Annotated in this window: 23 protein-coding genes; 11 read left to right on the top strand and 12 right to left on the bottom strand. The window is 54.7% G+C overall.

The window, feature by feature from the left end; all coding sequences use genetic code 11:
* The 3 genes from TW80_RS07520 to TW80_RS07530 all read left to right on the top strand — a co-directional run bounded on the left by TW80_RS07520 (position 1) and on the right by TW80_RS07530 (position 4,559).
* The gene (locus TW80_RS07520; RefSeq protein ID WP_045996627.1) at positions 1–1,212 is read left to right on the top strand and encodes an acetyl-CoA C-acetyltransferase; all 1,212 of its coding nucleotides are present in this window, start codon (positions 1–3) and stop codon (positions 1,210–1,212) included.
* Positions 1,213–1,224: 12 nt separating this feature from the next.
* Positions 1,225–3,414: a 3-hydroxyacyl-CoA dehydrogenase NAD-binding domain-containing protein gene (locus tag TW80_RS07525; protein ID WP_045996628.1), complete on the top strand. Its 2,190-nt coding sequence runs from the start codon at positions 1,225–1,227 to the stop codon at positions 3,412–3,414.
* Positions 3,415–3,542: 128 nt separating this feature from the next.
* Entirely contained in the window at positions 3,543–4,559 is a 1,017-nt protein-coding gene (locus TW80_RS07530; protein WP_045996629.1) for a hypothetical protein, read from the top strand.
* A 1-nt stretch (position 4,560) separates the two neighbouring features.
* On the opposite strand, the gene upp is transcribed toward TW80_RS07530, so the two are convergent.
* The 5 genes from upp to TW80_RS07555 are packed head-to-tail and all read right to left on the bottom strand — an operon-like array spanning position 4,561 to position 9,040.
* Positions 4,561–5,193, bottom strand: coding sequence for a uracil phosphoribosyltransferase (upp, locus tag TW80_RS07535; RefSeq protein ID WP_045996630.1), 633 nt, complete (start codon positions 5,191–5,193; stop codon positions 4,561–4,563).
* Positions 5,186–6,178: an adenosine deaminase gene (locus tag TW80_RS07540; protein ID WP_045996631.1), complete on the bottom strand. Its 993-nt coding sequence runs from the start codon at positions 6,176–6,178 to the stop codon at positions 5,186–5,188. Before TW80_RS07540 ends, upp begins: the two co-directional genes overlap by 8 nt.
* Entirely contained in the window at positions 6,175–7,350 is a 1,176-nt protein-coding gene (locus tag TW80_RS07545; protein ID WP_045996632.1) for a phosphopentomutase, read from the bottom strand. The genes TW80_RS07540 and TW80_RS07545 overlap by 4 nt, the downstream gene beginning before the upstream one ends.
* Entirely contained in the window at positions 7,350–8,645 is a 1,296-nt protein-coding gene (locus TW80_RS07550) for a thymidine phosphorylase (RefSeq protein ID WP_045996633.1), read from the bottom strand. The genes TW80_RS07545 and TW80_RS07550 overlap by 1 nt, the downstream gene beginning before the upstream one ends.
* Positions 8,646–8,647: 2 nt before the next feature.
* Positions 8,648–9,040 (bottom strand): cytidine deaminase, encoded by a 393-nt coding sequence (locus TW80_RS07555; RefSeq protein WP_045996634.1) that lies wholly within the window; start codon positions 9,038–9,040, stop codon positions 8,648–8,650.
* Positions 9,041–9,236: 196 nt separating this feature from the next.
* Here TW80_RS07555 and TW80_RS07560 point away from each other — a divergent pair, with 196 nt between their 5' ends.
* The gene (locus tag TW80_RS07560; RefSeq protein WP_045996635.1) at positions 9,237–11,516 is read left to right on the top strand and encodes an NADP-dependent malic enzyme; all 2,280 of its coding nucleotides are present in this window, start codon (positions 9,237–9,239) and stop codon (positions 11,514–11,516) included.
* Positions 11,517–11,558: 42 nt separating this feature from the next.
* On the opposite strand, the gene TW80_RS07565 is transcribed toward TW80_RS07560, so the two are convergent.
* Positions 11,559–12,845: a hypothetical protein gene (locus tag TW80_RS07565; RefSeq protein ID WP_045996636.1), complete on the bottom strand. Its 1,287-nt coding sequence runs from the start codon at positions 12,843–12,845 to the stop codon at positions 11,559–11,561.
* Between the two features lie 199 nt (positions 12,846–13,044).
* Here TW80_RS07565 and prpE point away from each other — a divergent pair, with 199 nt between their 5' ends.
* Positions 13,045–14,937: a propionate-CoA ligase PrpE gene (gene prpE / locus TW80_RS07570; protein WP_045997093.1), complete on the top strand. Its 1,893-nt coding sequence runs from the start codon at positions 13,045–13,047 to the stop codon at positions 14,935–14,937.
* Positions 14,938–14,952: 15 nt separating this feature from the next.
* Here prpE and TW80_RS07575 read toward each other — a convergent pair whose 3' ends face one another.
* A complete protein-coding gene (locus TW80_RS07575; protein WP_045996637.1) occupies positions 14,953–15,552 on the bottom strand; it encodes a short chain dehydrogenase in 600 nt (199 codons plus the stop codon).
* A gap of 146 nt (positions 15,553–15,698) precedes the next feature.
* Here TW80_RS07575 and TW80_RS07580 point away from each other — a divergent pair, with 146 nt between their 5' ends.
* From TW80_RS07580 to TW80_RS07590, 3 genes are all read left to right on the top strand, one after another.
* A complete protein-coding gene (locus TW80_RS07580; RefSeq protein ID WP_045996638.1) occupies positions 15,699–16,193 on the top strand; it encodes a L,D-transpeptidase family protein in 495 nt (164 codons plus the stop codon).
* A gap of 63 nt (positions 16,194–16,256) precedes the next feature.
* Entirely contained in the window at positions 16,257–16,739 is a 483-nt protein-coding gene (locus tag TW80_RS07585) for an RNA pyrophosphohydrolase (RefSeq protein WP_045996639.1), read from the top strand.
* A gap of 82 nt (positions 16,740–16,821) precedes the next feature.
* Positions 16,822–17,307: a hypothetical protein gene (locus tag TW80_RS07590; RefSeq protein ID WP_045996640.1), complete on the top strand. Its 486-nt coding sequence runs from the start codon at positions 16,822–16,824 to the stop codon at positions 17,305–17,307.
* On the opposite strand, the gene TW80_RS07595 is transcribed toward TW80_RS07590, so the two are convergent.
* Positions 17,287–18,474, bottom strand: coding sequence for a lytic murein transglycosylase (locus TW80_RS07595; protein ID WP_045996641.1), 1,188 nt, complete (start codon positions 18,472–18,474; stop codon positions 17,287–17,289). The genes TW80_RS07590 and TW80_RS07595 overlap by 21 nt on opposite strands.
* Positions 18,475–18,606: 132 nt before the next feature.
* Between TW80_RS07595 and TW80_RS07600 the strand changes: the two genes are divergently transcribed.
* Complete coding sequence (locus TW80_RS07600; protein WP_045996642.1) at positions 18,607–19,002, top strand: DUF1801 domain-containing protein; 396 nt, start codon at positions 18,607–18,609, stop codon at positions 19,000–19,002.
* Here the strand turns inward: TW80_RS07600 and rnr are convergent.
* The 4 genes from rnr to TW80_RS07620 all read right to left on the bottom strand — a co-directional run bounded on the left by rnr (position 18,999) and on the right by TW80_RS07620 (position 24,374).
* On the bottom strand, positions 18,999–21,254 hold the full coding sequence (gene rnr / locus TW80_RS07605; protein WP_045996643.1) for a ribonuclease R: 2,256 nt from the start codon (positions 21,252–21,254) through the stop codon (positions 18,999–19,001). The two genes, TW80_RS07600 and rnr, sit on opposite strands and share 4 nt — an antisense overlap.
* A gap of 72 nt (positions 21,255–21,326) precedes the next feature.
* Positions 21,327–21,740, bottom strand: a complete 414-nt coding sequence (locus TW80_RS07610) for a GNAT family N-acetyltransferase (protein WP_045996644.1) — start codon at positions 21,738–21,740, stop codon at positions 21,327–21,329.
* Positions 21,737–22,879 carry a succinyl-diaminopimelate desuccinylase gene (dapE, locus tag TW80_RS07615; RefSeq protein WP_045996645.1) on the bottom strand — a complete coding sequence of 381 codons (1,143 nt, stop codon included), beginning with the start codon at positions 22,877–22,879 and terminating at the stop codon, positions 21,737–21,739. Before dapE ends, TW80_RS07610 begins: the two co-directional genes overlap by 4 nt.
* Before the next feature lie 67 nt (positions 22,880–22,946).
* Positions 22,947–24,374, bottom strand: a complete 1,428-nt coding sequence (locus TW80_RS07620; protein ID WP_045996646.1) for a hypothetical protein — start codon at positions 24,372–24,374, stop codon at positions 22,947–22,949.
* A gap of 339 nt (positions 24,375–24,713) precedes the next feature.
* On the opposite strand from TW80_RS07620, the gene TW80_RS07625 reads away from it, so the two are divergent.
* On the top strand, positions 24,714–25,211 hold the full coding sequence (locus TW80_RS07625) for a DinB family protein (RefSeq protein ID WP_045996647.1): 498 nt from the start codon (positions 24,714–24,716) through the stop codon (positions 25,209–25,211).
* A 239-nt stretch (positions 25,212–25,450) separates the two neighbouring features.
* Complete coding sequence (locus TW80_RS07630; protein ID WP_045996648.1) at positions 25,451–25,936, top strand: hypothetical protein; 486 nt, start codon at positions 25,451–25,453, stop codon at positions 25,934–25,936.
* Positions 25,937–26,035 lie beyond the last annotated feature (99 nt).

Here is a 26,035-nt window from a genome sequence, read left to right on the forward strand (position 1 = left end):
ATGACCGAAGCCTATATCTATGACGCCGTGCGCACCCCGCGCGGTAAGGGCCGCAAGGACGGCAGCCTGCACGAGGTGAACTCTGCACGTTTGTCGGCTGGCGTTCTCAATGCGCTCAAAGAGCGTAACAACCTTGAAGGCCACGCCGTGGAGGACGTGATCTGGGGGAATGTCACCCAAGTTGGCGAACAGGGCGGTTGCCTTGCGCGTACTGCGGTTTTGGCTTCAGACCTTGACCAGTCGATCCCCGGCCTTGCGATCAACCGTTTCTGTGCATCCGGCATGGAAGCCGTGAACCTTGCAGCAAACCAAGTCAAAGGCGGCGCAGGGTCCGCGTACATCGCAGGCGGTGTCGAAATGATGGGCCGCGTCGCTATGGGCTCTGATGGTGCTGCGATTGCTGTTGATCCATCCATCGCGATGGATACCTATTTCGTCCCCCAAGGGATTTCGGCCGATATCATCGCCACCGAATACGGGTTCACCCGCGAAATGGCCGACCAGCTTGCCATGGAAAGTCAAAAGCGCGCAGCAGCCGCTTGGGAAGACAACCGTTTTGCCAAATCCATCGTGCCTGTGACTGACGTGAACGGGCTTCCTATTCTGGATCATGACGAATACATGCGCCCCGGCACAGACATGCAGTCACTGGGTGGCCTGAATCCTGCGTTCCAGCAGATGGGCGAGGTCATGCCCGGCTTTGATAAAGTCGCGCTGATGAAATACCCCCACCTTGAGCGGATCAACCACATCCACCACGCCGGTAACTCTTCTGGTATCGTGGACGGCGCTGCTGGCGTTCTGATCGGTTCCAAGGAATACGGCGAAGCAATGGGGATCAAACCCCGCGCTGTGATCCGTGCCACTGCAAAAATCGGCACAGACCCGACCATCATGCTGACCGGTCCAGTGCCCGTGACCGAGAAAATTCTCAAAGACAGTGGCATGGCGATTTCGGACATCGATCTGTTCGAAGTAAACGAGGCGTTTGCATCCGTTGTTCTGCGTTTCATGCAGGCGTTTGATGTTGACGACAGCAAGGTCAACGTCAACGGCGGTTCGATCGCCATGGGCCACCCGCTGGGCGCAACAGGCGCGATCATCATCGGCACTTTGTTGGACGAACTGGAACGCACCGGGAAATCCACTGGCCTCGCCACACTTTGCATCGCATCCGGCATGGGTGCAGCCACAATCATTGAACGCGTGTAAGGGGTCCGAATTATGACTGACTTTACTATGGAAAAAGGCGCTGATGGCGTCGCAGTAGTCACTTGGGATACCGTTAGTAAATCCATGAACGTCATGTCCATGGAAGCATGGCCTGATCTGGAAGCCTTGGTTGATGACGCTTTGGCCGACGATGCGGTCAAAGGCATCGTGATCACCTCGGGCAAAGAAGGCAGCTTTGCCGGCGGAATGGACCTGAACGTCATCGCCAAGATGAAAGAAAGCGCGGGCGACAACCCCGCCAAGGGTCTGTTCGACGGGCTGATGGGCGCACATGCCATCCTGCGCAAAATCGAACGCGCGGGCATGGACCCAAAGACCAACAAAGGTGGTAAACCAATCGCAGCCGCCCTGCCCGGCACCGCGTTGGGCATTGGTTTGGAAATCCCACTGGCGTGTCACCGGATTTTCTGTGCCGATAACCCAAAGGCTAAAATTGGCCTGCCAGAAATCATGGTCGGCATCTTCCCTGGCATGGGCGGCACCACGCGCCTGACACGCAAAATGGGCGCTATGGCAGCATCGCCGTTCCTATTGGAAGGCAAGCTGAGCGATCCAAAGAAAGCCAAAGCTGCTGGTCTGATCGACGAGGTTGTTGAAGACCCGCTCGCCGCTGCAAAAGAATGGGTTCTTTCCGAGCCGAAATTCGTGAAACCATGGGATGAAAAGGGCTACAAAATGCCGGGCGGTGCGCCGTACCACCCTGCTGGCTTCATGACTTTTGTTGGCGCGTCCGCGATGGTCAACGGCAAGACCCAAGGCGCATTCCCTGCGGCCAAGGCCCTGCTATCCGCCGTCTACGAAGGCGCATTGGTGCCATTCGACACCGCGCTGAAAATCGAGGCACGTTGGTTCACCAACATCCTGATGAACCCATCGTCCTCTGCCATGATCCGCAGCCTGTTCATCAACAAAGAGGCCTTGGAAAAAGGTGCAAACCGCCCCGAAGCCCCCGATCAAAAAGTCAAAAAAGTCGGCGTGATCGGCGCAGGCATGATGGGTGCTGGTATCGCGCTGGTGTCAGCCTTGGCTGGCATTCAGGTTGTCCTGATCGACAGTACGCAAGAGGCCGCTGACAAAGGCAAATCCTATACCACGGCCTATATGGACAAGGGGATTTCCCGCAAGAAAGCGACGCCCGAGAAAAAAGAAGCCGTGCTTGGCCTGATCAACGCGACAATAGATTATGCCGCGCTGGAAGGTTGCGACCTGATCGTTGAAGCCGTGTTCGAAGACGTGGGCGTCAAAGCTGAAGTCACCAAAAAGGTTCAGGCCGTGGTTGGCCCTGACTGCATCTTTGCGACAAACACATCGACCCTGCCAATCACAGAACTGGCCAAGGCATCGAACGACGCCGAGAAATTCATCGGCATCCACTTCTTTAGCCCTGTCGATAAAATGCTGCTGGTCGAGATCATCAAAGGCAAAGAAACAGGTGACGTAGCTGTGGCCAAGGCGCTCGACTATGTGCGCCAGATCCGTAAGACGCCTATCGTTGTGAATGACGAACGGTTCTTCTATGCGAACCGCTGCATCATTCCATACATCAACGAAGGCATCCGTATGGTGAAGGAAGGTGTTGAACCTGCCCTTATCGAAAATGCTGCGAAACTGCTGGGCATGCCGCTTGGTCCGCTTCAGTTGGTTGATGAAACATCCGTTGATCTGGGCGTGAAAATTGCCAAGGCGACAAAGGCCGCGATGGGCGATGCATACCCAGATGGCGAAGTAGACGAGGTCCTGTTCTGGATGTTCGACCAAGAACGTCTGGGCCGTAAGTCCAACGCTGGTTTCTACGGCTATGATGAAAAAGGCAAACGGACTGGCCTGTGGGAAGGTTTGGCCGCGCAGTACCCTGTCGTCGATGATCAGCCTGATCTGCACACCGTGCAGCACCGTCTGATGTTTGCGCAGGTGCTCGAGGCGGTGCGCGCACTCGAAGAAGGCGTGCTGGAAGACATCCGCGAAGGTGACGTTGGTGCGATCCTTGGCTGGGGCTTTGCGCCTTGGTCCGGTGGCCCGTTCAGCTGGCTCGACATCATCGGCGCGCCCTATGCGGCAGAACGTTGTGACCAGCTAACGGCAGAATTCGGCCCACGTTTCACCACCCCTGCCCTGCTGCGGGAAATGGCGGAAAAAGGCCAGGAATTCTACAAACGCTTTGCGGCTGAAAAAGCGGCCTAAACAGATCGGTGCATCTCGCAATTGCGGGGTGCACCACGCCAACCGGTAGATGCCTGCCCATCGTTGAATACCGACATGACAATACCGTCGCTCCGCGATATTGTTGATCAAAAAGGGCAGTTGGGGCAATGACAGCACTTGATAAATATGAGCGGCTGGAATGCGATGGTTTGTGGCGCGCTGATAGCGACGCACAACGGCGCGACGTTGTCGTATCCTTTGGCAATGCCACGCTGGTGATCACAGATGGTGCTGGACGCCCGCTGACGCATTGGTCGCTTCCTGCGATTTTGCGCACCAACCCCGGTGAAACCCCAGCGATCTATGCCCCCGGCGACGATGCCGATGAAACCGTCGAAATCGCGGATGAGCTGATGATCGACGCCATTGGCGAAATCCAAAAAGCGCTGGACAAAGCCAAGCCAAAACCCGGCAAGCTGCGGCATTTAACAACAGCTGGATTGACTGCATTGGCGCTTGGGCTGGCGGTTTTTTGGTTGCCCGGCGCATTGACACGGCAAACACTATCCGTTGTCCCCGCCTCAAAAAGAACAGAAATCGGCGCGACAATCCTTGGGCATATGCAGGCCACGACGGGGGCCCCTTGCCGCGAACCGCGTGCGAATGCTGCTGCCACCCAATTGGCCAAGCGCCTGTTTGGCGCTGAAACCCGTACAAAGATCGTCGTTGTCCCAAACCTACCCCAAGGTGCCATTGCGATACCGGGTCGACTGATCTTGGTCGATTATGCGCTTTTGCAACGCGCCCAAGACCCGGCCGCCATCGCAGGATTTATCGTCGCGAGCCGCGCAAAAATTGGCGAAGATGACCCGCTTGAAAGCGTGCTTACATCCGCCGGGCTGGGTGTCACGTTTCGGTTGCTGACAACGGGTGATATCCCTTCGGAGGTATTGCAACAAAACGCGCAGCAAATGGCCGAAGGTGCCGTCAGCATTCCGGGACGGGTAAAGTTGCGCGCGGCCCTGTCCGCTGCGCAAATTCCGCAAGCCCCCTATCTGGCGCTTCTTGACGAAACGACGGGCAATATGCCTGACCTCGGCAACGACCCACTACAAAATGAAACGCTGCCCGCCATTTTGACGGACAGCGAATGGGTTAGCCTACAAAATATCTGCAATATTTAGGTTACTTGGTCCCAAACATACGGTCACCCGCATCGCCCAATCCGGGCACGATGTAGCCTTGCTCATTCAGCTTTTCATCAATCGCAGCCGTCACGATTGGCACATCTGGGTGCGCCTCTTTCATGCGTGCAATCCCCTCGGGCGAGGCGAGTAGACAAAGGAAGCGGATGTTCTTGGCGCCCGCCGTTTTCAGCAGATCAATCGCCGCTACAGATGAATTACCCGTTGCCAGCATCGGATCGACGGCAATAACCAAACGATCTTCGAGTTCGGTCGGAACCTTGAAGTAATACTGCACCGGCTCAAGTGTTTCTTCGTCGCGATAAAGCCCGACAAAGCCGACACGTGCTGATGGGATCAGCTCTAGCACGCCATCAAGCAATCCGTTGCCTGCGCGCAGAATGGACACAAGCGCCAGTTTTTTGCCGTCAATGACCGGCGCATCCATTGTCTGGAGCGGCGTTTCAATTTGTTTGGTGGTCATCGGTAGACCGCGCGTGACCTCATAGGCCAAAAGCTGGCTAATCTCGCGCAGGAGCTGACGAAAACCAGCAGTCGAAGTATCTTTTTGACGCATCAACGTCAGCTTATGTTGCACCAGTGGGTGGGTCACATGGGTGACGTGATCAGTCATCTTTTGGCTCCAATCGTTTTGCCACACGGGCGCGGGTTTCTTCATCGCAAAAAGCAGCGTTCAAAGCAGTCTGGTTGAGCGCTTTAAAATCGTCTTCGCCCCAACCAAATGTCTTGGCGAGCATTTCGTATTCAGCAGTCATAGTCGTGTGAAAGAACGGCGGATCATCCGTAGATACCGTCACAGGCACGCCAGCATCGCGCAGTTTCGCAATCGGGTGCGCGCCCCAGCCGGTGACCGCTTTCAGCACAACGTTTGATCCCGGACAAACCTCGAGGACGATACCCTTATCTGCGATCTCCTGCATCAATGCGGGGTCCTCAATCGCGCCAATCCCATGCCCGATCCGTTCCACCTTGAGATCGCGAATTGTCTCGGCGACCATGGCAGCACCGCCCCATTCGCCCGCATGGGCGGTCAGTTGCAGACCTGCCTCGCGCGCCATATCGAAGCTATAAGCGTAGTCAGCGGGGCGGCCGACCATCTCTCCGCCCGCCATGCCAAATCCAGTGATAAAATCGCCTTTGGTCTCGGCGGCACAAAGGGCTGCCGTTTTACATTGCTCCGGGCCAAAGTGCCGGATACCCGTCACAATCCCACGCATCGTGATGCCCATCGTGCGCTCCGCCTCTTGGGCGGCATCCTGCATCGCGGCCAGATAATCCCGCCACGCAGCGACGTCGCCGCCACCACAAAAATCAGGCGAGACAAAGCTCTCCATATAGACCACGCCATGGGCTGCGGTTTCTTCGAGAACGGCCAAGGTCAAACGCCGAAAGTCTTCGGGAGATTGCAACGGCGTGCACGCCGCCTCGTAGACCTTTAGAAACTGGTCGAAATCCTGAAATACATAGCCACCATCGGTATCAAAAATACCGCTGATATCAATATTCTTTTCACGCGCGAGCCCAGCAATAAACGCGGGTGGCGCAGAACCTTCGAGGTGCGTATGCAGCTCTACCTTTGGGATATCTCTGAAATTCATAGGAAACTACGCCCCTTTCCATTGTAACCGACCCCAAGATGGTCAGCGATACTGGCCGCAACATCGGTAAAGGCCATTTGTCCTAACGCCTTTGCGCCGATCCCATGCACCAATACAGGTACACGTTCGCGGGTGTGATCCGTGCCAGACCAAGTGGGGTCATTGCCATGATCAGCCGTGACGATCAACAGGTCATCATCATGTAGTTTTGGCAATATCCGACCGAGTTCTGAATCGAACCATTCCAAATGACCGGCATATCCTTTGGGGTCACGGCGGTGCCCGTATTCGCTGTCGAATTCAACGAGGTTGGCAAACACGAACGAGCCATCGACGGCCTCATCGACCAGATCGTGGATATGCCCCATCAATGTCGTGTCGCGCCCTTTCCGCAGATCATCAATACCGCGCATTGAAAAGATATCGCCGATTTTGCCAACGGCATAGACCTTGCGTCCGGCCCTATTCACGTAGTCGCAAATCGTATCCGAAGGCGGCGCAATTGCGAAATCTTTGCGGTTGGGCGTACGGGCAAATGCGCCAACTTCGCCGATAAATGGGCGGGCAATGACGCGACCCACCTTCATCTCATGAAGCATCGGCGCGATGTCAGCACAAAGCTTAAGTAAGCGCTCTAATCCGAAATGCTCTTCATGCGCCGCGATCTGCAAAACGGAATCGGCAGAAGTATAGCAAATGGGCCATCCCGACTTCAGGTGCGCTTCGCCCTCATCAGTGATCACTTCGGTCCCGGATGCATGGCGGTTTCCCAAAATCCCGTCCGTGCCGGCGGCCGCGCATATCGCTTTGACAACAGTGTCGGGAAAGGCGGGGTTTGTATCCTGAAAGACATGCCAATCCCACGGTACGGGCACTCCGGCCAGTTCCCAATGTCCCGATGGGGTATCCTTGCCCTTTGAGACTTCGGTCGCGGCACCCCAGGCACCCGTTGGTTCTGCACCCAAACCCGGCGCATCCTCGCCGGAACTTAGCTGAACTGCAGCCCCGAGGCCCAATCCATCCATAACCGGCAGGTTTAACCCCACGGATTGCGCGATATGTGCCACGGTGTTGGCGCCAGTATCCGGCAGATCACCGTTAAAGAACTGATCCGCATCCGGCGCGCCGCCAATGCCGACACTATCAATGACAATCAAAAATGCGCGTGGCATTAGGTGATCCTTTCAATAATCAACGGACCGACATTGGCCGCTTCACCAATGGTGATGGCCCGTCGCACAGATTGCGCCGCTTCTTGTGCATCTGCATCCGTCGCCGCATGTACGGTGCATAGTCGGTCTCCTTGGCTGAGGCTCTGACCTAAATCAACCATATCAGTCAAGCCCACCGCCGGGTTGATTTTGTCGGTCTCAATCCGGCGACCACCACCCAAGGCGACAACGGTTAGACCCAATGCCTCGCCATTGATTGCTGCCACCGCCCCGGCACGATCGGCCAAGACAGCGAACGTCACAGGGGCTTTGGGCAGATGGGTATGCCAATCGTCAGCCATATCAGGCGGGCCGCCCATTGCAGCAACCATCTGACCGAATTTCTCCATGGCTGTGCCGCTTTGGATTGCGCGCGTTACTCGCGCCTGCGCATCCGTGACCCCATGCATCTCAAGCAACTGACAGCACAAGGCGACCGATAGCTCATAAAGCCGCGGTGCTGCCGCAACATTCCCCGACAGTACCTCCATACATACGGCGACCTCGACAGCATTCCCCAAGGCAGGTGCGAGTGGCGCGTTCATATCGGTGATTAACGCCTCTGTCTTGCATCCTGCACCGTTACTTGCACCGACCAAAGCCGTGGCAAGCGCGCGCGCATCATCAGGTGTTTTCATAAACGCGCCAGAGCCACATTTGACATCGAGCACCAGCCCCTCAAGCCCAGCGGCAAGTTTCTTGGACAGGATCGAAGCCGTGATGAGATCAATACTCTCGACTGTCGCGGTGACATCACGGATCGCATACAGGCGCTTGTCCGCTGGTGCGATTTGCCCAGTCGCGCTTACAATTGCGCAGCCAACATCGCGAACGATCTTGGCGAATCTGCGTTCGGTCACATCAACGGATAGCCCTGGGATTGCTTCGAGTTTGTCCAGCGTCCCGCCCGTATGCCCCAAACCGCGCCCAGAGATCATGGGCACATAGACATCACAGGCCGCCAGCACAGGCGCCAAAATCAAGGACACGCAATCGCCCACCCCGCCAGTCGAATGTTTGTCCAGCACAGGTCCCGGCAGATCCCAACGCAACACATCCCCGCTATCGCGCATCCCCTGCGTGAGCGACACGCGCCCCGCATCTGACAGACCGTTCAGGCAAACCGCCATCGCAAAGGCACCGGCTTGGGCGTCACTGACTGTCCCTTGCGCCAAACCATTTGCGAACCACGATAGTTCCTCGGCGGTTGGTGTCTCTTTGCGACGGACAGCCGCAATTATTGCGCGGGCATCCATGATCAGACGCGGCTCATGTAATCGGCGTCAAAGCTTCCGGGCAACAGGTCCGCCACTGTTGTGGTTGCGGTCAACCCATCCACAGTGGTCAAGGTGACGACAACATCCCCATCCGCGAATTCTGCAATTTTCTGACGACAACCACCACAGCAACTGATTGGCTTGGGGCTATCTGCGATCACCGCAATTTCAGCAATGCGCTTGTCGCCTGCTGCGATCATCGCCGCAATTGCGCCAGCTTCTGCGCAGGTGCCCTCTGGATAGGCCACGTTTTCAACGTTGCACCCTGCATAGATATTGCCCGAAGTGGATTTGATGGCAGCACCGACTTTGAATTTTGAATAGGGTGCATAAGCATTTTCACGCACAGCACGCGCTGCTTCGATCAGGGACATGTTTCTCTCCGTTTTGATCTAGGCAGAGTGATCTTTGCTGCCAGCGGATGCAAGAGCCGACCGCGTTGAAACATCTTCAGGCAACGATTGATATCGAATGATTTGCCAAATGCCCCTAAACTGTGCTTAACGACAGCCAATGACTTCCGTTACGGCGCGGAAATGGTTTAACGTTAAACAATAACCGGAGGGACCGATGACCGACGACGCAAAAAATAGCACCCGCCAAGCGGCGCTCGACTATCACCAATTCCCAAAACCCGGGAAACTCGAAATTCGTGCAACCAAGCCTTTGGCCAATGGGCGTGATCTGTCACGAGCCTATTCGCCGGGCGTGGCCGAAGCATGCGTCGAGATCAAAGCCAACCCAGACGCTGCCCGCGACTACACCACGCGCGGAAACCTTGTTGGGGTTGTGACAAATGGGACAGCCGTGCTGGGCCTTGGAAACATTGGCGGGCTTGCCTCCAAACCCGTCATGGAGGGCAAAGCCGTATTGTTCAAAAAGTTCGCTAATATTGATTGCTTTGATATTGAACTAAATGAACCCGATCCCGAAAAGCTTGCCGATATTGTTTGCGCGCTCGAACCTACGTTTGGCGCGATCAACCTCGAAGACATCAAGGCACCTGATTGCTTTATCGTTGAAAAGATCTGCCGTGAACGGATGAACATCCCTGTGTTTCACGATGACCAACACGGAACAGCAATCGTTGTTGGCGCGGCTGCAACAAACGCGCTGCGCGTGGCAGGCAAGAAATTCGAAGACATCAAGATCGTCAGCACCGGTGGTGGCGCGGCGGGCATCGCCTGCCTGAACATGCTGCTGAAATTGGGCGTAAAACGCGAAAACGTGTGGCTCTGCGACATCGAAGGACTGGTTTACAACGGCCGTGAAAAGGACATGACGCCTCAAAAGGCCGAATACGCCCAAGGCACGACACCAGCGACGCTAGACGACGTCATCGAAGGGGCTGATATGTTCCTTGGCCTGTCTGGCCCCGGCGTGTTGAAACCCGAAATGGTCGCCAAGATGAGTGATGCGCCGATTATATTTGCGCTTGCCAACCCAACGCCAGAGATCAGCCCTGACGAGGCACGCGCCGTCAAGGCAGACGCTATTATCGCAACTGGCCGCAGCGATTTCCCGAACCAAGTGAACAACGTGCTTTGTTTCCCGTTCATTTTCCGTGGGGCGCTGGACGTTGGCGCGACCGACATCAACGACGAGATGAAAATCGCTTGTATCGAAGGCATCGCAGCCCTTGCCCGTGCAACAACCAGTGCAGAGGCCGCCGCCGCCTACACGGGTGAAAAGCTCACATTTGGCGCTGACTACTTGATCCCCAAACCCTTTGATCCGCGCCTGATGGGCGTCGTTGCCAGCTCTGTCGCTAAGGCCGCGATGGAAACTGGGATCGCAACGCGCCCGATCGAAGATATGGCCGCCTACAAGGCGAACCTTGACGGTTCTGTATTCAAATCAGCCATGATCATGCGTCCGGTCTTTGAGGCGGCACGCACGTCATCGCGCAGCATCGTATTTGCAGAAGGCGAAGATGAACGCGTATTGCGCGCTTCCCAAGCTATCATGGAAGAAACGACTGATACACCAATCTTGATCGGCCGTCCGGACGTCATCGCCCAGCGCTGCGAACGCGCAGGTCTGAAAATCCGCCCCGGCGTTGATTTCAGCATCGTGAACCCAGAAAACGATCCACGCTATCGCGACTACTGGGAAACCTACCACAACCTGATGGCCCGCAAAGGTGTGACCCCTGACCTCGCCAAAGCGATCATGCGGACAAATACCACGGCCATCGGCGCAGTGATGGTGCATCGCGGCGAAGCCGACAGCCTGATCTGCGGTACATTTGGCCAATTCCGCTGGCACCTGAAATACGTGACCCAAGTTCTCGGCAATGAGACGCTACACCCCGTTGGTGCGCTCTCTTTGATGATCCTCGAAGATGGGCCATTGTTTGTGGCGGACACGCAGGTCAACGCCGAACCCACGCCCGAGCAAATCGCCGAAACGGTGATAGGCGCTGCACGCCACGTGCGCCGCTTTGGTGTCGAACCCAAGATCGCACTGTGTTCACATAGCCAATTTGGTAACCTTGATTGCGACACCGGCGTACGCATGCGCGCAGCAATGGCGATCCTTGATAGCGAGCCACGTGATTTCGCCTATGAGGGCGAGATGCACATCGACGCGGCGCTTGATGTTGAGCTACGCAACCGTGTCTTCCCGGATGCGCACCTGCCCGGCGCGGCAAACGTGCTGGTTTTTGCCAACACCGACGCGGCATCAGGCGTCCGTAACATCCTGAAAATGAAGGGTGGCGGTCTAGAGGTTGGTCCAATCCTGATGGGTATGGGCAACCGCTGTCACATCGTGACACCATCCATCACACCACGCGGCCTTCTGAATATGTCCGCTTTGGCAGGCACGCCGGTGGCCCACTACGGATAAATAATTGGGGTAGCAAAAAATGGCTTTTGCTACCCCAAATTTTCACCAAGAGAAAACTTGCAGATCATCAAAGAAGTCTGAAGGTGCCTCATCGAACGCTTCTGCAAGCGCTGCATCGAATGCTTCCTCGGTTTCGTAGCGATCATGGGAAATCACTGCGCCATCTTGATCGTAGTGATTGATGATCCCGAAATCGTCGCCATGACCATATTCATTTGACGACGCAAAAACCAAAATATCGCCTTCATCATCGTATTGGAAATAACGCATTCCATCAAAGCCCATCTCCCCGACGCGGTATTCCTTGTTCCCATCCTCATCAAAGAAAATAACCTGCTGGGAAAAATATCCGCCTGACGGGCTATCAAAAATCTGATCGTGTTTTTCGACTTTGATCAGCACGCCGTTTTCAAAGAACTTTCTGTAACCATCCGTAAAGTCATACTGGTGATAATATGTCGCAATTTCACCGTTTTCATCATAGGTAATTTCTCGAGATCGGAAGTCATATTTATCATCCCGATCTTGCAGAATTTCATAGGCAAGAATACCGTTCTCATAGGTTTCAGTATTCACGAGATAATCATCATAATACACTGTCCGGTCAGTGATTACTCCAGATGCATCATAGGTGATCTCGACCCTGTCCCAATCCTCTAGATTGGTTGCGGCATCCCTAAGCAGTACTCGTTTTCCACCATCGTCAAGAACAGTTTCCGTCCGCGTGATTTCTTCGGCAGGAACCCGGCCATTGCTCCACTCAGCCTCAGAGGCAAAAACGATCGTGTCGACAATCTCATCGCCGTCATAAATCTCGGCAATGACGCGACCATCGTCATAAATGGTCGCCAATTCGGCAAGCGTCCCTGAGTCGTCGAAATACTCGATCTTTTCGTACCAGCTATAGATATTATCCATATCCTTGGTCCGGGCGTAGGCGATCTCACCCTCTTCGTAGACAGCTGCCCGTACACGACCGTTGTCATACACCGTGGTTTTAAGGTCCATCACTCCATAGAGATCAAACCGCATTTCAATGCTGTCCCAGGACTTCACGTTGGATGAGGAATCGTCGAGCGTCACCAGTTGCCGCGTCGTGTGCAATTCGCGCGCTTCACTGTCCCACAAATCCCGATATTCGGTGGCTTTGACGATCCCATCCTCGTCAATCACCTCTTCGCGCACAAGGTAGAGACCCTCATCTATAATTACTTTGTAGTAATCGCGACGCACAACAACATCATCTTCGATCAAGGTCTCAAGGATGTCATAGCGGGTGTTTGCAATGAACCGCCCGCGTGGAAAATAGTCCTCTGATATGATTGGCATAGTTTACCTCAAATTGGGTTTTCTCCTCCGCGCCTCAACGATAGCCAATTTCGAAACAGTTTTGCGAATTTCAATCAAACGTTGCGAAATTCCGCCTAGTTAAGAATTTTACAGCACATGCGAATTCTTCAAAGCCATCGCTTGCCCGTACCCAATCCGCTGCGTAACACTTCCCCTCAGGTTGTTTTGGGAGGAACACATGGGATACGCGGAGGTTTACAAGGGCTGGCAGGACGATCCAGAAGGATTTTGGATGGAGCAGGCCAAGGCCATTGATTGGGACAGCCCCCCGACAAAGGCGCTCTTTGGTGATAACGCACCATTTTACGAATGGTTTGCCGATGCAAAGGTAAACACCTGCTATAACGCGGTTGACCGTCATGTCGAAAACGGCCACGGCGAGCAGACCGCGATTATATACGACAGCCCCATTGCCCACACCAAGCGCGAAATCTCCTATGTTGAGTTGCGCAATCGTGTTGCCAGCCTTGCCGGCGCGCTGCGCGCCAAGGGCGTCGAAAAGGGTGATCGCGTGATCATCTATATGCCCATGATCCCCGAGGCTCTCGAGGCGATGCTTGCCTGTGCGCGTCTTGGCGCGATCCATTCCGTTGTCTTTGGTGGTTTTGCGGCAAACGAACTGGCCGTACGGATAGACGACGCCAAGCCCAAGGCCATCATTGCCGCGTCCTGCGGGATGGAGCCGGGTCGTGTGGTTCACTATAAACCACTCTTGGATGGCGCCATCGAAATGGCAGCGCACAAGCCGGAATTTTGTGTGATTTTTCAGCGCGAACAAGAAGTCGCAGAACTCATCCCTGGCCGCGATTACAACTGGCACGGTTTTCAATATGGTGTAACGCCTGCCGAATGCGTCCCCGTCGAGGGCAATCATCCCGCCTATATCCTTTACACCTCGGGCACGACGGGTGCCCCTAAAGGCGTTGTTCGTCCAACCGCTGGGCATTTGGTTGCCTTGAACTGGACGATGAAGAACATCTACAACGTTGACCCCGGCGATGTATTTTGGGCGGCCTCTGATGTGGGCTGGGTCGTTGGCCACAGCTATATTTGCTATGCCCCTTTGATCCATGGCAACACCACCATCGTGTTCGAAGGTAAGCCCATCGGCACACCCGATGCGGGGACATTCTGGCGCGTAATCCAAGAACACAATGTCAAATCATTCTTTACCGCCCCAACCGCGTTTCGCGCTGTTAAACGCGAGGACCCCACCGGCGAATTCGTCAAGAAATACGATCTATCATGCCTGAATGCGATCTACCTTGCCGGAGAACGCGCCGATCCCGACACGATCAACTGGACCCAAGAAAAAACCGGCAAACCGGTTTATGACCATTGGTGGCAGACCGAAACTGGCTATGCGATTGCGGGCAACCCCGTCGGGATTGAGCCCCTACCAGTCAAAATTGGTTCTCCGACAGTCCCCATGCCCGGGTATGACGTACAGATACTCGATGATGGGGGGCACCCCGTAGCGGCAGGCGAATTGGGGGCGATTGCAATCAAACTGCCCCTGCCCCCGGGAACGCTACCGACCCTTTGGAATGCCCAAGATCGGTTTGAGAAATCATATCTCACCACATTTCCGGGATACTATGAAACCGGCGATGCCGGCATGATCGACGAGGATGGCTATGTTTACATTATGGCGCGCACAGATGATGTCATCAACGTCGCCGGGCACCGCCTATCCACGGGTGCAATGGAAGAAGTGCTCGCCAATCACCCTGACGTCGGTGAATGCGCTGTGATTGGGGTGACGGATCAGCTTAAGGGGCAGTTGCCGATGGGCTTTGTCTGTCTCAACAAGGGCTGCACCCGTTCACACGAAGACATTACCAAAGAAGTCGTGAAATCTGTCCGTGACACCATCGGCCCGGTCGCCGCGTTCAAATTGGTCGCCGTGGTGGACCGTCTACCCAAGACGCGATCGGGTAAGATCTTGCGCGGAACCATGGTGAAAATCGCCGACAATGCAGAGTTCAAGATGCCAGCGACCATCGACGACCCTGCAATCCTTGATGAAATCAAAGCGGCGCTCAGGCCGCTCGGTTACGCGGGAGCATGATCGCGCAAGGTGCGGCTAATCAACAATGATAACTTGTCCAGTCATCGCGCCTTCGACACTTTTGACATAGGCGCGACCGACGCGCTCTGATGATACCGGGGTATGGCCTGGGAACCATTCCCCGTAGCGCGGCACAGAAACATCCAATAATCCGGGGCTGACGACGTTGATCCTCTGACCGTGTGGCATCTCAATCGCGGCGCCAGTCACAAAACCTGCGAGGGCACCATTGGCAGTCGCGGCCCCTCCCCCCATGCGGATCGGATCACGATCCAGCACACCACTGGTCAAGGTGAATGAACCACCCTCTGCAATTGTTTGTAGCCCACCTAACACCAGATTGATCTGGCCCATTACCTTTTGTCTAAGCCCATAGGTCAATGTTTCGTCGGTATGTTCCCCCAACGGGCGAAAGGCAACTTCGCCTGCGGTCGACACAACAGCATCAACGGAACCAACCCGTGTATACATCGCATCCACCGAAGATCGGTCAGACATGTCCACGTGAATGTCACCGCTTGTACGACCTACGCGTATCAAGTCGTGGCGCGTTCCTAACGCGTCACAGGCTGCTTTGCCAATGTCGCCAGCGGCACCAACAATAATGATCTTCATCCTACTGCTCCTGTTTCTTGATCCGCGTCATCCGATCATCGCCAACTTAGCATGTCCTAACGGTTACGATGGCTATCATTTATTTACGGCGCGGCCCTTTTCGATGTCGGGCTGACATCGACCATAGCTGTGGTTATCACTGGCGCATGAAACAAACTGATCTCATTGTGACCCCAACGCATGTGCGTTTTATGAACCGTCGCTTTCCCTGCACGATTGGGCGCTGTGGTTTGACCCGCAACAAAGTCGAAGGCGATGGCGCCACGCCCTGCGGGATCCACCGGATCGTTGAAATGCTCTACCGTGCGGACCGAATGGCGCAGCCCACAGATTGGGCACGGCCCATTGGACCGGCTGACTTGTGGTCAGATGATGTGAATGATCGGGCCTACAACAGTCAGGTTCGCGCCCCACACGGGTTTAGCCACGAACGTCTGCGCCGGTCAGACCCGATGTATGACCTTATTCTGATTACCGATTGGAATTATCCCGATGCCATTGCGGGCAAAGGATCAGCGATCTTTATCCATCAATGGCGTGGACCCGGCAGACCGACAGCAGGTTGTGTTGCCTTTCGGCGTGACCACCTGCGCTGGATTGCGCAGCGCATCACCCCCGGATCACGTGTTGTTATCGCATAACGACTGGACCTTGGTGGATGATGCAGGCACATCAGGCATAGGCAATAGAAAGATCAAAAGCATATGACACCCGAAGACATCGCCAAGCTCCCTTATCGTCCCTGTGTAGGGATCATGTTGGCCAATCCCCGTGGCCATATCTTTGTAGGTCAGCGGATCGACCGCGATACAGACGCATGGCAAATGCCCCAAGGTGGCGTGGACAGCGGTGAAAACACCTATGATGCTGCGCTGCGCGAACTTGAGGAAGAAACAGGTGTAACCGCGAACCTTGTCTCGCTCGAAGCGGAAAGCGCAAATCTGATTCCCTATGATCTGCCCCATGATCTGGTTCCCAACATTTGGAAGGGGCGCTACCGTGGGCAGGAACAAAAATGGTATTTGTTTCGTTTTCACGGCATGGACAACCAGATCAACATTGAAACCAAACATCCTGAATTTTCGTCGTGGCAATGGCTGCCAGCGGATCAATTGGTCGATGCGATTGTCCCGTTCAAACGCGAGGTCTATGCGCAGGTACTGCAGGAATTCCAAGACAAGCTATAACGCTGCATAATTTTCCAAGGATCATGCGTTTCAATACGTCAAACCAAATAGGGCAACCCCATCGCCCTGAACGGAGATACTGATGAAACCACTTTTTCTAGCCGCTTCACTGGCACTTATCGCCGGCCAAGCAAATGCCCTAAGCTGTATGCGCCCAGACCCCATTTCGACATTCAATCGCGTCGCGGCCGCCCCTGAAAATTACTATGTTCTCTATGGCACGTTGCGCTTTGACGCTGATGCGCTGCCCCCCAGCTTTGTCGATCAGCCAGGTGCCGATCCCGAACCGATCGACGCGTTCTTTCGCGGCAAGGGGCTGACCCGCAACGGGTTCACCTCTGACTACATCAGCCCGGCATTGCTTCAGGTGGATTGTGTCGCGAATTACTGCGGCTCGGCCCAAAGCGACATTGAGGCGCTTTATTTCGTACGGGCCGATAATGATCCGGTCGTTATGACCGCCGATCCTTGTGGTGCAATGATCTTTCCTGAACCCACACAGGCCGTGCTTGATCAATTGACGGCCTGTATGCAAGGCAACGGATGCTCAGCGGAGGCGCTGCAATAACCCATAGGATGGGTGCCCATCTTGGGGCAGCCCACGCGATGCTTGATAGGCCCGGATCGCCGCGCGTGTATTCGGGCCGACGCGTCCATCAACACCACCTGTTGAAAATCCAGCATTGGTAAGGCGCTGCTGCAATTCGACCCGTTCAGAACGACGCAAACGGCGCTCTCCTGCGGGCCATTGGCTGCGCAGCCGATCCATACCCCGAATCCGGTCACCCAAATGACCAACGCCGATAATATAGGCCTCTGCGTTGTTATAGCGCGAGATCACATCGAAATTGCGGAAGACGAGGAATGCCGGCCCACCCGCACCCGTCGGGGTAATCAAGGAAGCATCGCCATAGTTCGGCACAGCACGACCATTTACATCCCCCACACCATCTTGCGCCCAAGCCGCAGGGCTCTTGGTCACCGTGCGCCCTGTTTTGCTGAAATCAAACCCACGTGGCAGGATCACCTCTACACCCCAAGGTTGCCCCTTTTGCCAGCCAAAGCGCCGGAAATATGCTGCAGTCGAGGCCAGCGCATCGCTCGGGTCATCCGCCCAGATATCGCGGCGACCATCCCCTGTGAAATCGACGGCATAGGCCTCGTAAGAGGTAGGAATGAACTGCGTATGGCCCATCGCACCCGCCCATGACCCGGTCATATTCCGAGGCGCTACATCACCATTTTGCAAAATCTTGAGCGCAGCAATCAACTGCCCCTCAAAGAAACGCCCGCGCCGACCGTCATAAGCCAATGTCGCTAGCGTCGAAATCAAGGGCGTATTGCCCCTGCGCTGACCATAGTTGCTCTCCATGCCCCAAACGGCCAAAACAATGTGCGGCTCGACACTGTAAGTCGCTTCAATCCGCGACAACAATCGGCTGTGCGTTTGCAGCAAATTGCGGCCATTACGCACGCGGTCGTCCGACGCCGCAGTCGCCATATAATCTGCCAGCGGCTTTACAAATTCGGATTGGTTTCGGTCGCGGTCAATACTGTCTTGCAAGTATTGAACGCCCTGAAATGCGGCGTCAAAGGTCCGATCGGAAATCCCTTCGGCCCGTGCGCGCGGGCGGAAATTCGCGATCCAATTGCCAAAACCACGTGCATCCGCTTGGGCGGCAGAGGCAAAACCAAGGCCCGCAAGAGATGACGCAATAAACTGCCTACGATACATTCTACTCTTCCTCGTTATTTTGGCTTCAACTTAATGCAGACCAAAAGATTCGAGCAATCAACTTCCCGACAACTGTCAGGAATGGTCACTTGTCTGCTGGTCTTTGGTTTTTCTGGACGCTAGCCTGGGCCCATGTCCGTGATCAGCGATCCACAAGTCCAAGCTGCATTTGACGCATTTCCACCGGATGCGTTGGAAATGGCTTTGCAACTGCGTGCCCTCATATTTGAAACCGCCGCGCAAATGCCGCAGGTCGGCCTGCTCCAAGAGACGCTAAAATGGGGGCAACCGTCCTATCTGCCAAAACAGCCCAAAACAGGCACGACCTTGCGCTTAGGGATCCCGAAATCTGGCGGCTGCGCGATCTACGCCCACTGCGCGACAAATGTGATCAGCAGCTACGCCCAAGCATTTCCCAACACAGACCAAATCGAAGGCAATCGCGCTGTTATCTTTGACAGCTCCACTGACATCAATCCCGCACGCCTGACACTAATGATCAGACATGCGCTGACCTATCACCTTTAACGCCGCTTGCGTTTGACCTTGCGCGCTGTTTTTGCAGCCTTTTTGCGGGCGGATGCGACTTTGCGCCGTGCGGGTTTACCACGCCCACGTGAAGGACCGCGTGGAATGGCGCGTTCATCGACCGTCAAGAGTTCTACAATCAATCCGCCAGTGACGGGTGCAGCCTCGGTCAGTTTGACAGTAACACGCTGGCCCAATGTCATGACCATACCGCTGTCAGACCCCATCAGCGTTTGGCTATCTGCATCAAAGTGGAAATATTCCCGCCCCAAGGTGCGGATCGGCACTATACCATCTGCGCCTGTTTCATCCAAACGCACGAACAGGCCAAACTTGGCAATGCCACTAATCCGGCCAGTCATCTCGACGCCGACACGATCCGACAAAAACGCCGCAAGGTAGCGATCGGTGGTATCGCGTTCCGCCATCATCGAACGGCGTTCTGTATCTGAAATCAGCTTAGCGGTATCGGCCAGATGTTCGACATCCCATGGGCTTAGACCATCTTCGCCCCATCCATGTGCGGCAATCAACGCGCGATGGACAATCAAATCAGCATAACGTCGAATGGGTGACGTGAAATGCGCATAGGCACGCAAGGCCAAACCAAAGTGACCAAAGTTCTCGGGGTTATAGTAGGCCTGCGTCATCGACCGCAGCGTTGCCATATTGACCAGCTCTGCGTTTTCTGTGTCCTTGGCCTGCGCCAATAGTCGGTTCAAATGCCCAGTCTTAAGGACCTGCCCTTTTGCCAGAACCAAACCCGCCGCATGCGCAACCTCGCGGAGCGCGTCCAATTTATCGGCGTTGGGTTCCTCGTGCACACGGAACAGCAAAGACGCGCGTTTCGAAATCAGCGTCTCCGCTGCGGCCACATTGGCCAACACCATGAATTCTTCGATCAGGCGGTGCGCGTCCAGACGTTCCTTGAAATTGACCGATCTGACAGTTCCCGCGTCATCAAGAACAATCTGGCGTTCTGGCAAATCCAATTCGAGCGGCTGTCGCTTCGCACGTGCCTTGGTCAATGCATCATAGGCCGCATAGAGCGGGCGAATGATTTCATCCATCAGCGGGGCGACCTTTTCGTTCTCGCGGCCGTCCATCGCGTCTTGGACTTCTTCATAGTTCAGCGATACAACGGATTTCATCAAGGCACGATGAAACTTGTGGTCGATCATCTCGCCTTTGGTGTCGATGCGCATGGCAACGGCGATACAGGCGCGCTCAACGCCTTCGTGAAGCGAACAAAGATCACCAGACAGGCGGTCAGGCAACATCGGCACAACACGGTCCGGGAAATAGGTCGAATTGCCCCGTTTGCGTGCCTCGATATCCAGATCAGAACCCGGCGTGACATAATGGGCCACATCCGCAATCGCGACCCAAATCACAAAGCCACCTTTGTTTTTCGGATCAGTGTCAGGAGCAACAAAGCACGCATCATCATGATCGCGTGCATCCCAAGGGTCGATTGTGACCAAAGGCATATCACGCAGGTCCAAGCGCCCATCCAACCCAGCTGGTGTTGCCGCATCCGCCTGCGCAATCACTGCGTCAGGAAAATGATCAGGGATGCCGTGCTGATGAATCGCAATGAGCGATACCGCACGTGGGGCCGTTGGATCACCCAACCGCGCCACAACGCGAGCTTTGGGCAGGCCAAGGCGCCCCTTTGGTCCGGCTTGTTCTGCCTCCACCAATTCGCCATCCTTAGCGCCGCCTGTCGCACCCGCAGCCACGGTCCATTGCTTATCAGCACCTTTGTCGATGGGTAGAATGCGGCCACCTTCGGAACCCGCCCGAAATACCCCCAAGATACGCAGCGGATTAGACCCAATACGCCGGATCATACGTGCCGTGTGGCTATGATGTTCGGTCTTATCGACGGTCAACCGCCCCAGAATGCGATCCCCTTTCCCCAAGGCCGGGTCGCTATCGCGCAGCATCATGAGAATGACAGGCTCTGGCCCCTTCCCCGTCCAATCCAGCGGACGTGCAAACAGATCGCCATCTGCGTCTGCTCCCGTGATCTCAAGCACGGAAACGGGCGGCAAATCTTCGGCGTCGCGGTAGCTACTGCGCCGTTTGACCAGCTTACCGTCGTCTTCAAGTTCCTTGAGCAGACGTTTTAGATCAATGCGTGCAGCCCCTTTGATGCCAAAGGCCTTAGCGATATCGCGCTTTGCCGCTTTGGTGGGGTTTTGGGCGATCCATTCAAGGATCTCGGACTTAGATGGGATACGAGTCATTAGTCTGCACTATCACGCGCAATCCATGCCGTCACGGGGATTGAATGGCGAAATAGCACCCGAACGCGTACGCTAAAGCGCTGCATACATATCCTTATGCGGAATCCCGGCGTCGTCGTAAAACGGCCCATTGGGAACAAAGCCAAGTTTTTCGTAAAAACCAATAGCGTGGTCCTGCGCGCTGAGCTTAGCGCGAGTGATCATCGGCTGTTCACGCAGATACGCCATCGCAGCCAAAACCAGCCGCGCCCCCAAACCAGTGCCGCGCTGTTCCTTGATCACGCAGATACGACCAATTTTCCCAATATCCCCATCCATGAGCACACGCGCCGTGCCGACAGGGACATCATCAACTGTGGCCAGAAAATGGACTGCCCCCTCATCGAGGTTATCCAGTTCTTCTTCCTCTGAAATACCTTGTTCACCCATGAACACCGCGCGGCGCAGGTCAATGCATGGGGTATAATCGGTGACAACCTTAATCATGCGAAATACTCGGTTAGAATACTTTTATAGATCGCCTTAAGCTGGCCAATCTGTTCCACAGATACGCGCTCATCCACTTCGTGCATAGTCTTGCCCACCAAACCGAATTCCACCACTGGGCAGTGATCCTTTACAAAGCGCGCGTCAGAAGTACCGCCAGACGTCGACAGTTCTGGACGCACACCAGTTTCCTGTGCCACCGCATTTGCCACCAGATCAGACAGCTCACCCGGTGGGGTGACAAAGCTTTCGCCAGACACTTTGACCTGCATCTCGACCTGAACACCAAATGCGTCTTTGATCAGCGCAGTCTCGGACTGGAACCAATCGATGATGGCCTGACTGTCATGCGCATCATTAAAACGCACGTTCACCGCACAGGTCGCTGCGGCCGGGATCACATTGGTGGCCGGGTTGCCCGTATCAATGGTCACCACTGCCAGCGTCGATGGATCGAAATGATCCGTTCCCTGATCCAGTTCATGCGATGACAGCCGATCAACCAAACGGGCGATTGCGGGCAAAGGATTGTTGGCGCGATGCGGATAGGCGGAATGCCCTTGCGTACCACGCACTGTGAACCACGCTGTTAACGACCCCCGCCGCCCTATTTTCATGGTTTCACCCATTGTATTGGGGCAAGTCGGCTCTCCCACGAGGCAAACGCTCATGGCTTCGTTGTTCGCAGCCATCCAATCCAACAAGGCAGTGGTCCCATCGAGAGCGTCGGCCTCTTCATCGCCGGTAATCGCCAAAACGACTGCGCCGTCAGGCGGGGTATCTTGAACAAAATCGATTGCCGCAGCCGCAAAAGCAGCAACCCCAGATTTCATATCTGTCGCACCGCGTCCGTACATGAAACCATCTTTGACCTCAGCGCCAAAGGGATCGACGGACCAATCATCACGGTTCCCAATCGGCACGACATCAGTATGACCATTAAACCCAAAGGTCCGGTTCGCCCCCTGACGCCCCCACCGTGCATAAAGGTTCGCAATGCCGCCGCGATCGACACGCGTGCAGTGAAATCCGCCTTCGGTCAGCAGCTTTTCCAACAGCACCAAAGCGCCACCTTCGGCAGGTGTAACAGACGGACAGCGAATAAGGTCAGCGGTCAGGGCAACGGGATCAATAGGCATTGGCAGGTCTCCTTTGCGCCATGGCTATCGACACTGACAGACGGATGCAATTCGCAATAGAGCACAACTAGGCAAACAGCTTATCTGCCTCGCGCCTCAGGTCTTCGTCACGCTTAACCATGAGTGCCCTCGGAATATCCGGGGTATTGCAAGCCCGATGGATGGCGGCATTTAACTTCCGCTTGCGACGCGACTGCGGCGGCAGTGAAATTGCCAACGACGTTAACGCGCGATCATTAAAGGGGTTGAGATAACTCGTTTGTCGGAACCCCAATAGGCCGCCCCCCAAAGAGTAAGGCAAAAGATGCTCAACAAATGCAAAGTCATAAACCCGATCTTTGGTGCTGGCCGGGAGACCATCAACCCAATTCTGGTAGTCTGGCCCCCAATAGTTGAGATTTTCGTCGAGTGTGTCCCTTCCGCCTAGCGCCAATTTCGAAAGCCCATGCTCCACCGAAAATTCGAAACTGCGGGGCCATTGGTTCGCGCGAGTAAGCTCCATAATGTTGCCACGTAGCGTATACTGTGCAGGAGGCACCTCTTCGGCCGCGGCAAGTATCTCCGCTGAAGGTGGATGATAGTATCCAGTGCGCTCCATATACTGCCACTTTAACCGGTTAAGCCGCTCGTCTGAATAGGCACCAGTTTCAACCAGCTTAACACCGTCAATTAACTGAAAACGGTCAGCCAGCCCCAGATCCTCGGCCAAGCGCATACCGACATAACAATCAAATTTCGACATCCGACTGATCCGATGGGAAAACGCATGTTTTACATGATGCAGGTGCGCGCGCGCGGAATAAGCCAGCGTGCGACTGTCCGCTCCCCCACTCAACGGCAGCGCACATGCGTAATTTGCGACAATAGCGCCTGTATTCATGCCCAGCTTGTGAACAATCTGCTCGGCCACTTCATCTAAATCGGAAGCGGGACGATCAAACTGATCATCTGCCTTGGGCCAATGTCGATGAAGCGCAAAGGTTTCGAGATCAAGATAATGGTTCGAGACAACGCGAAAGACATGCGCATCACAGGTTTGCTGAAGACCATAACGCCCGCCTTTGCGGATAATCCGACGGCGGGGCAACCGGTTATTCCATGCAATCGGCCGCGACAAAGCCATATAGACTGATGACGCGACACATTGCTCTTGGCGGTGAAATACGGCTGGTAGATCGGTAACGGGGTCAAAATAGACACGCTTGCCTGCTGTCGTGATTGCAAAAACCACGTAACGCCCAGCCCAAGGGGTGATCTCAGCCTCAAATTTTTCCCAAAACTGCGCGTCATTCAACGCGTACTCTAGGTGGTGCTGGCGAGGGCCGACGATCTGGCCATTAGCCTGCACCGCAACGCCCAACATCCAGCCGATGAGCTTGCCATTTGCGTCCAGAATATCTGTATGATCCAGAGTGGGACAATGGCCTAACTGCCAACCGGCAAGCTTGCGCGTATATGACCACCCATCGATACGCGGTAGCGCACGTTTACTCATACAATATTGCTGCGAAAATTTCTCGGCAAAATTGGCATGCGATCCACCGCAAAGTTCAAGCGCAGTTAACACTCATCACCCTTCTCTGTTGAACGATTGGTCCGATGGACAATCTATGGCCTGTAAATCAAAGCAAAGTTACGAATTCAAGCGAAACGCAAGTTCTCTTCTAATTAAGCTCGCAATGCTCTCACGCCGAAACAGACAACGACGACCCTTTAAAAACGTGGATATCTCCGGTGCAATGGGGTTCGGGAACCTGCCGCTTTCCGCATCGCACAGAAGCCGTGGATCAAGTCTTTGAACACCAAAATATCTATTACCCAAAGGATAACAAGCATGATTTCAACCAGCTACCGTCAGCTCATGGCGCGCTACAATCGTTGGCAAAACACCTCGCTTGTCACAGCCACGAACCTATTGACCAACGCCGAGCGCTGGCAGGATCGCGGCGCATATTTTAAATCCATCGCAGGGACATTCAATCACCTGTATTGGGCGGACGCATTGATACTAGAACGCATCAACGGGAACGAACGGCCACAAGACACGATTTCACATTCACTCGCCCACCCATCAGATTGGAGCGACTTTAAAGATTTACGATCAAAAAGAGACCTAGAAATCGAAACTTGGGCAGCCGCAATTTCTGACGCCGAGCTAAGCGAAACAATCGGTTGTTATCCACCAGACGATAGTAGTCGGATACAAATGCAAACCTGCCTCTGCGCCCTGCAATTGTTCAATCACCAAACCCACCACCGCGGACAAATACACGCAATGCTGACCGCTGCTGGCACGAAACCTGAACCTTCCGACATTACCGCAATGCCCTAGAAATCCCTTTGGCGCAAAATACCAAGCATCTCCAATCGCGCCGAAAAGTCAAAACTGATTTACCAGTTCAATCGGCAAAACCACTTCCCGTCTCCAGACAAATAGCTCAAGAACTGACATGGGCGCAGAGCAAGATGAATTTCCAATTTGAATTCAGATCACATCACGCTGTGCCGCGCATAAATGTCTGTTATCATGAAATAGAGTTATTAGTTCCACCCGATGGAAAGTAGACCGCCATGCAGATTTCGCTTTCTGCCACTGCAACTCGAGCGCTATTTCTGCTCTTACTTTGTATCGGAGTACCCAACTTTTCTGTTGCTCAGCCCGAACGACTAGATGGCAAGTGGGCTGCAACGAATATCGTCTCCACAGGTATCAGTGGGGCGCGGTACTGGGAACGCATTTCACCATTACTGGGAAATACCGTCATCATTGATGGAAAAAATGTTCAAATCTCACAAGAACTTAAGTGCACCTTGGCAGATCCCGCCTTGGAGATTTGGAAAAACGGCATGCACACGTTTGGTTCTGGCGGGGGTGATTGGTCTCAACTGGGTTTGGAAACAACAGGTTCGCAGAGTTTCGAGGTTTATACACGGCGCATCGACTGCCCGCCTCCGAATTGGCCAGAATTATCAATTGTAACACAGTCAATAAACGAGGTCCTTTTATTAGGTTCTCACCGTGTTTTCGCAGTGCTCCACCCCGATGACGAGCAGTGATTTCAGCATCGGAAGCAGCTATTGGAGCAGGGGCAGCAAAGCGCATTGCATAAGAAAACCCCGCCGCAGTGTCCTGCGACGGGGTGAAAATCTAACGCT

Source organism: Loktanella sp. S4079 (genome assembly GCF_000967725.1).
GTDB lineage: Bacteria > Pseudomonadota > Alphaproteobacteria > Rhodobacterales > Rhodobacteraceae > Yoonia.